Here is an 11,859-nt window from a genome sequence, read left to right on the forward strand (position 1 = left end):
GGTTCACGAAAGATCCGGGTCACGAAAGATCCGGTTCACGAAAGATCCGGTTCACGAAAGATCCGGGTCACGACACGGTCACCTGGTCGAAGGTGCTGGTGTTCAGCGCGCCACCGCTGTGCGCGGTGACGAACAGGCCGATCGTCGCCGCGCCGGCCAGCGTGGCCGTGCCGATGGTCGTCCAGTTCACGCCGTCGGCCGAGCGGTAGGCGGTGACCGCGTCGCCCACCCTGGTCAGTTTCAGCCAGGTGCGCACGCTGCCCGCTCCGCCGTCGAGGTCGGTGTTGAATCCGGTCTGCAGGTGGATGCCGTGCCCCGGGCTGAGGAACAGCGCCACGTACGGCGTCAGCGGCGACGCCGCCTGTTTGATCATGATGCCGGACTTGGCCCAGTCGCTGGTCCCGCCCTGGGTCAGCGGGCGGGCCACGATGGTGCCGTCGCCGGCCAGCTCCCGGTAGGCGTAGTGGAACTGGTCGGTGTCGTTCCAGATGTCGTTGCCGCCGCCGGCCACGGTCCAGGTGCTGCCGCTGACCGACGCCGAGCCGAGCAGGGCCGGCGCCCCGACGTCGGCCTGGTTCCAGCCGGTGGGCAGGCCCGGCGCCGCGGCGCCCACGCTGACATGGTCGAACGTGGCCGTGGCCGCCGTGCCGGCGTCGTGCGAGGTGACGAACAGCCCCACCTCGACGGTCGCGGGCAGGGCGCCGAGGCCGACCGTGCCGACCAGGGTCCAGCCGGCGCCGTCGGCCGACTCGTACCCGGTGACGACGTCGCCGGCGCGGGTCAGCTTGAGCCAGCGCGGTGCGGTGCCCGCTCCGCCGGCCAGGTCGGTGGCGAAGTTGGCCTGCAGCCTCGTGCCGTGCCCGGGGGTGACCATCATCGCCGCGTACGGGGAACCGGCCGTGGCCGACGCCTTGAGCATGATGCCGGCCTTGGCCCATTCCTCGGCGCCCGACTGGGACGCGACCTGGGCGACGACCGTGCCGTCGCCGGTGAGCGGCTGGTGGACGAAGTGGAACTGGTCCGCGCCGCCCCAGATGTCGCCGCCCGCACCGGTCACCGCGAAGGTGCCGGCGATCTCCGTGGCGTTGCCGGCCACCGTCGGCCCGCCCACGTCCTGGTGGACCCAGGGCGCCGGCAGCGCCGGGTCCACGTCGCCGACGACGCTGACATTGTCGAAGACCGCCGTGGACAGCACGTTGTTGTCGTGCGAGGTGGCGAACAGCCCGATCGTGGCGGTGCTGGACATCGCCAGCGTCGTCGACCCGATCGCCGACCAGGTGGCGCCGTCGGCCGACCGGTACGCGGTGACGGTGTCGCCCACCCGGGTCAGCTTCATCCAGGCGTCCGGGAACGCGTACGGGAACTCGCCGCCATCCTCGCCGAACTTGGCCTGGAAGTGCATCCCGTGCCCGGGCGTCACCCCGATCAGCGCGTACGGGGCGCCGGCCGTGGCCGACTCCTTGATCATGATCCCGGCCTTCGCCCATTCGTACGTGTCGCTCTGCGCGGTCACCCGGGCCACGATCTCGCCGTCGCCGATGAGCGGCTGGTGCACGTACCGGAACTCGTCGGTGGCGTCCCAGATGTCGTTGCCGCCGCCCTTGACCGTGTACACGCCGTCGTCGTACGAGGAAAGCCCGGCGATGGTCCGGATGCCGATGTCGTCGCTGGACCACGGCGCCGGCGGCGGGTTGATCTGGTCGAAGTTCACCGTGTACGTGGCGTCGGTCGCGGGCGTGGTGATGGTGTGCGTCTGCGCCTGGCCGTCCGACCAGCCGTGGTAGAGGTACTGTCGGCCGCCCAGGAATTGCGGTGAGGCCGCGCTGAGCGTCCGCTGCACGCCGACGACCGCGCTCTCCGTGGTGGTCGCGGTGGCCGGGATGCCGTCCACCGCGTACTGCAGGCCCTCGATGTTGGCCTTGAAGGTGAGCCGCACCAGGTTCGGCTTGATCGCGACGGAGGAGGTGTGCGTCAGGCCGCCATTGTCGGTCACGGTGAGCCTGATCTCGTACCAGGTGGTGGCGACGTTGTCGGAGATCCGCGGGATCGTGAACGTGCCGCCGGTGACCCCGGTGATCGGGCCCAGGAACGGATGCACATGATCGGCGTGATGGAAGACCACCGACCAGGAGTACGCCCCGGCGGGCAGCGCACCCTCGTCCGGGTCGGTGGCCGTTCCGGCGTAGCTGATCGTGTCGCCCGCGTCGTAGTGCGACTCGGTGACCGGTGCGGTAATGGTCGCGGTCGGTCTTCGGTTGCCGACCTGAACCTCGACGGTCGCCGTGCTGGTCTTGTCGCCGTCGCTCACGGTCAGCGTCGGACGGTAAGCGCCGTTGCCGGCGTACGTGTGCGTGGGGTTGGGTTGGGTTGAAGTGGCGCCGTCGCCGAAGCTCCAGGCGTAGGACAACGCGGTGCCGTCGGGATCGGCCGATCCGGCCGAGGAGAACGTGACGTCGAGCGGGCCGAGTCCGTTGTCCGGCGAGGCGGCGGCCCTGGCGACCGGCGCGCGGTTGCCGCCCGAGGGCGCGATCCGGTAGAAGGCGCCGGGATAGATGTCGAGCTGGTAGAGGTTGCCGTCCGGGCCGACCGACAACTGCACGGGTGTCCCGGCGTCCAGGTCGAAGTCGTGCACGGCCACGACGCTGGTGTAGGTCTCGTCCATCGTCAGGTACTTGATGAAACCGAGCGTGTAGTCGGCGATGAAGACCGCGTTGGTGTACTCGCCCGGGAACGTGTTCCCCGTGTAGACGGCCACCGAGGTGATCGAGCCGGCGCTGGCCGGCGGCGCGGTGTGCGGGTAGGTGTAGACCGGTTGCGCGAAGCCGCAGCCGGAGCAGACCCCCTCCGCGTACGGCCAGCCGTAGTTGGCTCCCTTCTCGATGAGGTTGAGCTCCTCGAACTGCGAGCCGCCCACGTCACCGCCGAGCGGCTTACCGGCGTTCGGCCCGTTGGGGATCATGTCGAAGCGGAACGTGTTGCGCAGCCCGTACGCCCAGATCGCCGGCTCCGCCCCCGGGACGCCGACGAACGGGTTGTCCGGCGGGATGGTGCCGTCGGGGTTGATCCGCAGGACCTTGCCGTGGATCGTGCCCAGGTTGGGGGCGTTCGGGTGGTAGACGTTGATGCCCAGCGACCAGTACAGCTTGCCGTCCGGCCCGAACCGCACCTCGCCGCCGTGGTGGAAGACGTTGGCCTGCTGGTTCGACTTGAGCAGCACGAGCTCGGAGGCGGGGTCGATGGTGTCGCCGGTGACGGTGAAGCGGCTGAGCCGGTCCAAGTTCTCCGCATGGGTGTACGCCAGGTAGACGTGATGGTTGGTCGCGAAGTCCGGGTCGAGCTCGAGGCCGAGCAGCCCGCGCTCGTCGGCGTTCGCGGTCGACAGCGTGATCATCGGGGCGGCCTGGAGCACGCCGTTCTTGATCAGCCGCACCGCGCCGTTCTTCTCGGCGATGAAGACGCGCCCGTCCGGCGCGAACCGGAACGCGGTCGGCGCGTCCAGCCCGTCGGCGAGCAGGGTCTTGTCGAAGTCGGACGGTGGTCCCGCGTACGCGGCCCGCGGCGCGACCGCGACGGACAGCGCCAGCAGCAGCGCGGCGAGGACCGCCTTAGCTCTCATGGGAGACCAGACCGTGCTCGGTCAGCTCCCAGAAGTGCCGCTTGCTCGGCCGCAGGAGCTGGAAGACCGCCTTGTACGCGGCCACGCTCATCAGTCCCCAGTAGAGCGGGACGGTCAGCATCGCCCGGACCGCGCGGTGCAGGCCCCGCTCCATGCAGCCGTTCATCAGGCAGTAGCACATCAGGACGTTGCCCAGGATCATCGTGGCCAGGCCGGCGTACAGGCTCAGGCGGGGGAAGAACGGCTCCAGGTACCGCGGCCCGGTGATCAGGTAGCTGACGAACAGCGCCCAGAAGAACGGGTTGACCAGCGTGGTGAACGTGGAGAACCCCAGCGTCAGGTGCATCGCCACGGCGCGCTTGGTGCCCAGTTCCCGCCAGACCCGCAGCGGATGCCGGGAGTGGACGAGCCAGGTCTGGATGTACCCCTTGATCCATCGGCTGCGCTGGCGGACCCAGTTGCCGAGGCGGCTGTTGGCCTCCTCCTCGGTCACCGAGACCATCATCCGCACGTCCCAGCCCCGACGGGCGATCCGGATGCCGAGATCGGCGTCCTCGGTGACGTTGTACGGATCCCAGCCGCCCAGCTCCCGCAGCGCGTCCACGCGGAAGTGGTTGGAGGTGCCGCCCAGCGGGATGGCCAGCCGGTGCCGGTCCAGCCCGCGCAGGGAGAGGCTGAAGTTGGTGGCGTACTCGGCGGCGAAGCAGCGGGTGAGCCAGTTCGTCCACGGGTTCCAGTAGTGCAGCTCGGCCTGGACGCAGACCACCCGTTCGGGCAGCAGCCGGAAGGCGAGCGCCGCCTTGCGCAACTGGTCGGGCTCGGGCCGGTCCTCGGCGTCGTAGATGACGCAGAACTCGCCGACGGCCCGGGTCAGCCCCACGTTGCAGGCCTTCGGCTTGGTCTTGGGCGCCGAGTCCGGGATCAGCACCACCTCGAACTGCGCGGCCAGCTCCATCGCCTCGAGCGCGGAGCGGGTCTCGGTGTCGTCCTCCTCGATGAGCAGCAGGATCTGCACCTTGTCCGGCGGATAGTCCAGGGCGGACAGCCGCCCCACCAGGTACGGCAGGACCGAGGCCTCGCGGTAGAGGGGAACCAGGATGGTGTACGTGGCCAGGTCCGTGTCCGGGATCGCGCGCAGGTCGTCGGGCTCGAACCGCAGCACCGGCGCGCCCCCGGCCCGGAACACCATGGCCAGCTTGAAGGCGATGACCGCGACGTACACCACGGTGACCGCGGCCACCGCGAACTGGCCCCACCACAGCGGGGACGGTCCGAACCCGACGGTGGCCGACAGGGTCAGCAGCACCGCGACGGCCAGGACGACCGCCGCTCCGCCGATCGCCTGGCCACGGCTGAGCAGCTTGCTCGCGCTCAGCTCGGGGCTCAGCGTCACGGGGGTCTCGGCACGAGTGACGGTCACCGCGGTTGCTCCTTCCGGTGGTAGATCATCCGGTCACCCGCGCTGTAGACCAGGTCGTACGCCCGGGTGAGCTGGGGAGTTCCGTTCAGTCGGTCGAAGACCAGGTCCTCCTGGCCGGGCAGCCCGCGCATGTAGATCCACTCGATGTGGTGCGCCGCCGGGTCCCGCAGCGCGGGCTCCCACATCTGGTAGCTGCCCTCGTAGACGATCCGCTGGGTCGGGATCTTCGAATCGAAGGTCACCGACTCGTTCTCGTACGACATCATCAGCGTGAGGCCGCCGTCGTGGTGCACGCGCAGCCAGGCCGAGGCGGCGGCGTTCGCCGACTCCCACTGGCTGGCCCGGAACTCGCGTGCCTCGTCCAGCGTCACCACGCCGGGCACGGCGAGCGCGGTGGCCAGCACCCCGGCCGCGGCGGCGCCCTTCGCCAGCCGGGCCAGGCCGGGCCGGCCGAGCCGCTCCACGACCGACGGCACCAGGCTGATCAGGTATCCGGCGAAGATCGACGCCGGGATCAGCATGATCAGTCCGAACCGGACGTTGTACAGCTCGCCGTTGACCTCCTTGACGTGCAGCGGACGCTCGCCGGCGTAGAGCGCGTAGACGAAGAAGACACCGAAGAACAGCAGCGGATAGACCGCGACCGCCTCCTGCCGCAGCCGGTTGCGGGCCACGTACGCGATGACACCGAGCCCGCCCAGCACCAGCGTGGCCAGGCCGATGTTGTGCTCGGCGGCCAGCCAGTACGTGCGCGTGGCGACACCCAGGTGACCGACGGCCGCCTCGCCCTGCTTGACCCAGAGCGACGAGTCGGCGTACTCGCCGAACTTCCAGTACAGCGGGTTGTGGAAGATGGCGGTGTTCCACACCAGCCAGCCCGCGATGCCGGCGAAGGCGATGAACCCGAAGAAGATGAACGACGCCTCGAACCGGATGTAGCTGCGGTGCCGGCGCAGCTCGGTGTACGTCACCACGGCCAGCGCCGCCAGGCACAGCACCCAGCCCTCGTACCGGGTCAGCGTGGCCAGCAGGATCGCGACCGAGGTGGCGATGAGATCCTTGTAACGGCCGAAGCGGCACCACTCGTGCAGGTAGTGGATGGTCGCCACGATGCAGGCGAACAGCAGGCTCTCGGTCATCGCCGTGGACTGCAGGTAGAGGGCGTTGGCGTTGACCGCGAACAACAGCGCGGTGGCGATCCCGGCGAACCGGCTGCGCGCCAGCGAGGCGCCCAGCAGGTACAGGTAGCGCACGGTGACGACGAAGGCGACCATCGAGACGACCGCCCCGGCCAGCCCGGTCTGGTAAAGCTTGTCGTTCCACACCAGAGGCAGCGCCAGCAGGTGCGGCAGGGGTAACCACACCCCGCCGAGCTGAGCGGCGCCGGCCGTGGGGCTCTCCAGCACGCGGCGCGCGATCAGGAGGTGCGAGTTCGCATCCTTGTACGCGAGCACCGCGCCCTGGTGCCGGAAATAGAGGTACCCGCCGACCGACAGCAGGATGGCGGCCACGGTCACCAGGGCGAGCACCGGGTCCTTCGGGCGCAGCAGCCGCCGCACCCAGGGCTGCTTGTCCGAGGCCCACACCAGTTGCCCGTAGACGCTGGCGAGGCTCGCCAGCGACCGGGCGATGACCGACAGCTTCGCGCCGGTCTGCTCCCCGTGCAGGCGGGGATGATGGCTCACCGGGTGCTGGACCAGCCGCACGTTCCGTACGGTGATCTTGGCCAGCAGCTCGGGGGAGATCGCCGCCGCCTCCCCGGTCAGCCGGACGCCGTCCAGCAGCCGCCGGTCGATCAGCTTGAACGCGCAGTCCACGTCCCGGCTGGGCACCCGCAGCACGAGCCGGCACAGGCCGGTCCAGATCCGCGCGTTCAGCCGGCGCCGCCACGGATCCGCCCGGTGCTCGCGGTAGCCGATCACGGCGTCGGCCCGCTCCCGGCGGCGCACGTCGAGAAAGTCGACCAGATCGGCGCCGCGGAACTGGCCGTCCGAGTCGGTGAGCAGCACCCAGCGCAGGTCGGTCCGCTCCAGCGCGGCCGCGATGCCGGTGCGCACGGCGGCGCCGTATCCCTGGTTGACTTCGTGGTGGACCGCGACGACCCGGTCCGGGTATGCGGCGGCGAGCCCGTCGAGCACGTCGCCGGTCCGGTCCGAGCTGCCGTCGTCGACCACGACCACGGCGTGCGGAAGCCCGGCCTCGTCCAGAGTGCCCAGGAAGTCGGTCACGGTGGCGGCGAGGTTCTCTTGTTCCAAGTACGCCGGCATCACCACCGCGACGCCGTCGGTGTAGGTGCGCACCGCCAGCCGGACCGGAACGGCCGTCGCCGTCATGCCGAGATCTCCACTTCCACTGTGGACACGCGGCGCGCTTGCCGGAATATCAGGAAATTGCAGACCAGGTACGTGAAGACGGCGCCGGCCCCGGTCCCGGCGGCGGTGCCCAGCGGCACGCCGAGCACGGGGTGGACGAGGCTGAACACCGCCGTGTTCACGGCCAGGCCGAGCAGGGCGGTCGAGTTGTAGGACGCCCAGCGCAGCCAGGACAGCCCGCTGCCGCCCCAGGTGAATGCCGTGCTCAGCGCGAAGTTGACCTGTGCGGAGAGGACAAAACCGGCGGCGTTCGCCAGGGACAGATCAACCCCGAGCTGGGCGAGCGCCATCATGATGGCGTACTGCACCGCAAAACAGAACGCACCCACCAGCGCAAACCGGAATATGCGCAGGCGGTGCTCTCGAATGACGTCCACCAGGCCCCCAGAATCTTGCATAATGGCTGCTCAGCCTGCAGGCGACGCCATTATCGAAACAGGCACATCGATCACATTCACCAGGCTCTACGGGCTTTAATTCGGCGGCAAACACGTGCCGTTAAAGTCGCCGCTCGCGGGCGCGTCGAGACGATTACGACAACCGACAAAATCGGTCTTACCCCGATATCTGCGCGAGCCGCCCGCCGTCAAGGCACCCGGCTGGCCGGTGCTCGTCGCGCTTCCGGCGGACCGCCGCCAGACCCACGGGACCGCCGGGAGTGTCGAGACAGGACACTTCGCTCGTGGCTGTGCGGGTCGCGATCCGCGCGCCGACGAGCCGGTGGGCGGTTGCGGGTCACTCGGGGTTGTTGCCGGCTACGCCGCCTACCTCGTAGGGGGTGGTGACGTTCGTGTAAGCGAGGTGGGCCAGGAGGCCGTCGGCGGCGTGTTTGAGGTTGTGGCAGTGGTCTACCCAGATGCCGGGGTTGTCGGCCACGAAGGCGATCTCGTAGGTGTCGCCGTCGGCCACGTCCAGAGAGTCGAACCACCAGGGGCTGCCGGAGGCGGGGACGCCGTTGCGGCTCAGGACTACGGCGTGGTGGCCGTGCAGGTGCATGGGGTGGACCTCGCCGCTGGTGTTGGCGATGGTCATGCGGACTATGTCGCCGGTGGAGACCATGAACATCGGGACGTCGGGGTAGAGGTGGCCGTTGATCGACCACCAGAAGCCGGGCTTGCCGTCCAGGAAGCCGACGCGGCGGCCGATGCGGTAGTCGAAGTTCCGGGTCGCCTTGGCGGGGTCGAAGCCTAGATCGGCCCGGGTGCCGTAGGTGAGCAGGTCGACCGTGGACGACGGCTCGGCGGTCGCGGGCGCGCCGCCGGCGACCAGCGCCACGCCGGCGCCGACGTCGACTCGGGCCGCGCCCGACGCCGGCATCGTGAAGGCGAGATCGATCCGGCCGCCCGCGGTGACCGTGACCGACTTATCGGAGATGTCGGTGGGGCCGTGCACGTCGCGGCCGTCGATCGCCATCACGCGGTAGGGGACGCCGGAGACCCAGGCCTTCAGCGGCTGGGCGTCCGTGTTGATCACCCGCGCCCGCACCAGCTGGCCCGGCCGGGCGGTGAGGGGTGACTCGCCGGGGGTGCCGTTGATGGTGATGCGGCCGTCGTAGGTGTGTACCTGGACGACCTGGTCGATTCCCTCGGAGAAGACCGGCTCGGTGACCACGAACGCGCCGAACAGGCCGCCCTTCACCTGCTCGTGCGACAGCTGGTGGGAGTGGTACCAGTAGGTGCCGGCGTCCTGGGCGACGAAGCGGTAGACGAAGCTGCGGCCGGGCAGCACGGCGTCCTGCGTGACGCCGGCGACGCCGTCCTCGGCGTTCGGCACGTCGACGCCGTGCCAGTGCAGGGTGACGCCGTCCCGGACGTTGTCGTTGACCAGCGTCACCTGGACCAGCTGGCCCTTCTTGGCGCGGATCTCGGGGCCGGGCGTGACGCCGTTGAGCGTGTAGCGCCCGTTCTGCTCGTGGGCGGTCAGGGTGACGACGACGTCGGGGTCGCCGGTGGTGGGGCCGGTCAGCGAGGCGACGCTGAGGCCGCCCGTGCCGTGCGCATGGCCAGCCTGCTGGCCGCCGCCGTAGTCGGGATAGCCCATCGAGGTCATCGTGTACGTCGACGGGACGAGGCTCTGCTGCCAGAAGAAGACCAGGGGTCCGAGGATCGCCACCGTCACCCCCGAGGCGATGGCGATCTTGAAGGACTTACGCACCGGTCAGGCCGCGACGGGCGCGCTCGATTGTGGCGTGCCGGCGACGCGGGCCTGGCGCATCGCGATCGAGGCGACGGCGGCCAGGGCGAACGCGTTGATCGCGTGCAGCGTGCCGAGGATCGGAACCGGGAAGCCCACGAAGGCCAGCACGATCTGCAGCACCAGCACGCCGAACGTGATCGCCGCCCACTTCACCCCGCCCGGGATGCCCGCGAAGAACGACACGATCAGCAGCGCCAGGCAGATCAGCGGAACGATCATCTCACCGACCACGGCGTGCACGGCGATGCCGGCGTTGTCGGAGTCCTTGGTGAAGACCTGGCCGTCGTCGGTCTTGTGCAGGATGTCGAACAAGGCGTACGCGATCGCCGCCGCCTGCACCACGACCCCGATCGCGATCAACATGGCGAGAACCCGATACACAGCGCGCACGACACTCCCCCTCCAGTGGCCTACGTTTCCGTAGGCACATCCTGCTCCTCCGGTACGACAAGGCGCACGAGGGCCCTCAGGAAACGCTCAGTATCCACCATCTGAGGACATTCCAACGTCGGAACCTATCGACATCGATCCGTCACACGACTAGCCTAGCCCCATGCCTAGCGCGGAGATCGATACAGCCCTGCTGGTCTACTGCCCGGATCGGGTCGTCTCGCGCCGCTACCACACCATGTTCGAGGCGAACGGGTTGTGCCTGTCCCTACGACCGCTGATCTTCACGCCGGACGATGTGCCCCTGGTCGTGGACCAAGACATCGCGACGACCAACCCGGCGCTGGCCGTGTTCTCGGCCATCTGCCACGGCGATCTCGCCGAGGCGGAAACCGCCTTTCCAGCGCTGATGGCGGCCCTGCGGTCGCTCAGCCCGGAGCAGGCGGCCTTGCACTATGACGTTGTGCTGGCCGGGTTGCCCATGGCGACCCGCACCCGCTGGGAGGAATTCATGAAAACCGTGACCAGATACGAGTACCAGAGCGAATTCATGCGCAACCTTCAAGCCACGGCCTTGGCACACGCGATCCTGGTCGCTCTCGAGAAACGCGGCATGGCGGCGCCCGATGATTTCCGCGACCGCGTCACGGCGTGCACCGACAACGGCCAGCTCGAAACGTGGCTAGGTCGCGCCGTCAACGCCACCACCATCGACGACGTCATCGGCGAATAGGTCCTCGGGCACGACCACCCGCACGAGGGCCCGAAGGAACCGCTCGGTATCCACCTCGTGCGGGTGCTTGCCCCCAAACACGTCTGCCATGATCCAGTAGTGGCTGACCGCGGCCATCACCACCGCCGCCAGCGCCTCCGGGTCCTCCTCCCCCGGCAGCTCGGCGCGCAGGAACTCGGTCACCGCCAGGTGCACGCGGCGCAGCTCCCGCTCGCGGACCAGGTCGAGCAGGTCGGGGAAGGAGGCCAGATCGCGCAGCAGCAGCCGGTTGACGTCTCGCTCTTCCTCCAGGCGGGCCAGCCCGGCCCGGGCCACCGCCAGGAAGCGCTCGCGACGCCCGGCCGGCGCTGGCTCGACCGCGAGATAGCTCAGCAGCTGCCGGCCCGCGGTCGCCTGCCGGTCGAGACCCTCCTCGAGCACCGCCCGCTTGCTCCTGAAGTGCCGATAGAGCCCACCGGCCCCGGCCGACAGCCCGGCCGCCGCCTCGATCTGCGCGATCGTCGTGGCGTGGTAGCCCTGCCGCCCGAACAGATCCATGGCGGCCGTCACGATCTGGTCCTTGGTGGTCAGCTCTGCTCCAGCGTCAGCTCGTAGAACAGGGTCGTGAATCCCTTGCGCTTGTGGAAGGCCGGCACCAGCCGCCCCTGCAGCAGCGGGTGCTTGCGCGCCAGCAGCGCCTCGGCGCGTCGAGCCTCGGCACTCTCCCCGCCAAGCAAGGTAGCCCGTCCCGCCACCGCCTCCCCCTTGACCCTCCCGCGGTAGTTGCACGGAGTCACCCGGACCTCGGGGAAGTTGCGCAGCCGCTTGGCCTTGCCGGACGCGTCGTAGGACTTGAAGAACCCGCGCCCGTTGTCGATCACCAGGTTGACCGGGGTGCCGACCCACGTGCCGTCGCGCTTGCGCGTCTCCAGCAGCAGGTAGCGCTCTTTCCCCAGCTCCTTCAGCTTGCTCATCTCGTACTCCCGCGCTCGTGATCGGTCGAGTAAGTAACTACTTACGACGCTAGGCGCGAGACCTCGAGAGCGCAAGTAAGTACTTACTTTCGCCTCACCAAAAGCAAGACCAGACAAAAACCTTGCGCGCGTACGCCCGGAGCACGCGCACGGCACAGAGCAGTGGCCCGGCGCGAGGA

9 protein-coding genes are annotated in these 11,859 nt (G+C 69.3%); 1 reads left to right on the forward strand and 8 read right to left on the reverse strand.

Annotated elements, in window-relative coordinates; genetic code table 11:
- Positions 1-67: 67 nt before the first annotated feature.
- The 6 genes from A3CQ_RS0130345 to A3CQ_RS0130370 all read right to left on the reverse strand — a co-directional run bounded on the left by A3CQ_RS0130345 (position 68) and on the right by A3CQ_RS0130370 (position 9,994).
- Positions 68-3,616 (reverse strand): PQQ-dependent sugar dehydrogenase, encoded by a 3,549-nt coding sequence (locus A3CQ_RS0130345; protein WP_020514721.1) that lies wholly within the window; start codon positions 3,614-3,616, stop codon positions 68-70.
- Positions 3,606-5,036: a glycosyltransferase gene (locus A3CQ_RS54600; RefSeq protein ID WP_020514722.1), complete on the reverse strand. Its 1,431-nt coding sequence runs from the start codon at positions 5,034-5,036 to the stop codon at positions 3,606-3,608. Before A3CQ_RS54600 ends, A3CQ_RS0130345 begins: the two co-directional genes overlap by 11 nt.
- Positions 5,033-7,369, reverse strand: coding sequence for a glycosyltransferase (locus tag A3CQ_RS0130355; RefSeq protein ID WP_020514723.1), 2,337 nt, complete (start codon positions 7,367-7,369; stop codon positions 5,033-5,035). Before A3CQ_RS0130355 ends, A3CQ_RS54600 begins: the two co-directional genes overlap by 4 nt.
- Entirely contained in the window at positions 7,366-7,785 is a 420-nt protein-coding gene (locus tag A3CQ_RS0130360; RefSeq protein ID WP_157296532.1) for a GtrA family protein, read from the reverse strand. The genes A3CQ_RS0130355 and A3CQ_RS0130360 overlap by 4 nt, the downstream gene beginning before the upstream one ends.
- A 358-nt stretch (positions 7,786-8,143) precedes the next feature.
- Positions 8,144-9,562, reverse strand: coding sequence for a multicopper oxidase family protein (locus tag A3CQ_RS0130365; protein WP_020514725.1), 1,419 nt, complete (start codon positions 9,560-9,562; stop codon positions 8,144-8,146).
- Positions 9,563-9,565: 3 nt separating this feature from the next.
- Complete coding sequence (locus A3CQ_RS0130370) at positions 9,566-9,994, reverse strand: hypothetical protein (RefSeq protein ID WP_157296534.1); 429 nt, start codon at positions 9,992-9,994, stop codon at positions 9,566-9,568.
- 163 nt (positions 9,995-10,157) lie between these two features.
- Between A3CQ_RS0130370 and A3CQ_RS54605 the strand changes: the two genes are divergently transcribed.
- On the forward strand, positions 10,158-10,727 hold the full coding sequence (locus A3CQ_RS54605) for a hypothetical protein (protein ID WP_020514727.1): 570 nt from the start codon (positions 10,158-10,160) through the stop codon (positions 10,725-10,727).
- Here the strand turns inward: A3CQ_RS54605 and A3CQ_RS54610 are convergent.
- Together A3CQ_RS54610 and A3CQ_RS0130390 are read right to left on the reverse strand one after the other, a co-directional pair.
- Entirely contained in the window at positions 10,677-11,276 is a 600-nt protein-coding gene (locus tag A3CQ_RS54610) for a TetR/AcrR family transcriptional regulator (RefSeq protein ID WP_020514728.1), read from the reverse strand. The genes A3CQ_RS54605 and A3CQ_RS54610 overlap by 51 nt on opposite strands.
- Positions 11,277-11,293: 17 nt before the next feature.
- Positions 11,294-11,680 carry a PPOX class F420-dependent oxidoreductase gene (locus A3CQ_RS0130390; RefSeq protein ID WP_020514729.1) on the reverse strand — a complete coding sequence of 129 codons (387 nt, stop codon included), beginning with the start codon at positions 11,678-11,680 and terminating at the stop codon, positions 11,294-11,296.
- Between the last annotated feature and the right edge of the window lie 179 nt (positions 11,681-11,859).

Source organism: Paractinoplanes globisporus DSM 43857 (assembly GCF_000379645.1).
Classification (GTDB): Bacteria; Actinomycetota; Actinomycetes; order Mycobacteriales; family Micromonosporaceae; genus Actinoplanes; species Actinoplanes globisporus.

Bases quoted from the DNA above. Each gene is read 5' to 3' on its own strand.
- A3CQ_RS0130345 (WP_020514721.1), bottom strand. From the start codon at position 3,616: ATGAGAGCTAAGGCGGTCCTCGCCGCGCTGCTGCTGGCGCTGTCCGTC.
- A3CQ_RS0130355 (WP_020514723.1), bottom strand. From the start codon at position 7,369: ATGACGGCGACGGCCGTTCCGGTCCGGCTGGCGGTGCGCACCTACACC.
- A3CQ_RS54605 (WP_020514727.1), top strand. From the start codon at position 10,158: ATGCCTAGCGCGGAGATCGATACAGCCCTGCTGGTCTACTGCCCGGAT.
- A3CQ_RS0130390 (WP_020514729.1), bottom strand. From the start codon at position 11,680: ATGAGCAAGCTGAAGGAGCTGGGGAAAGAGCGCTACCTGCTGCTGGAG.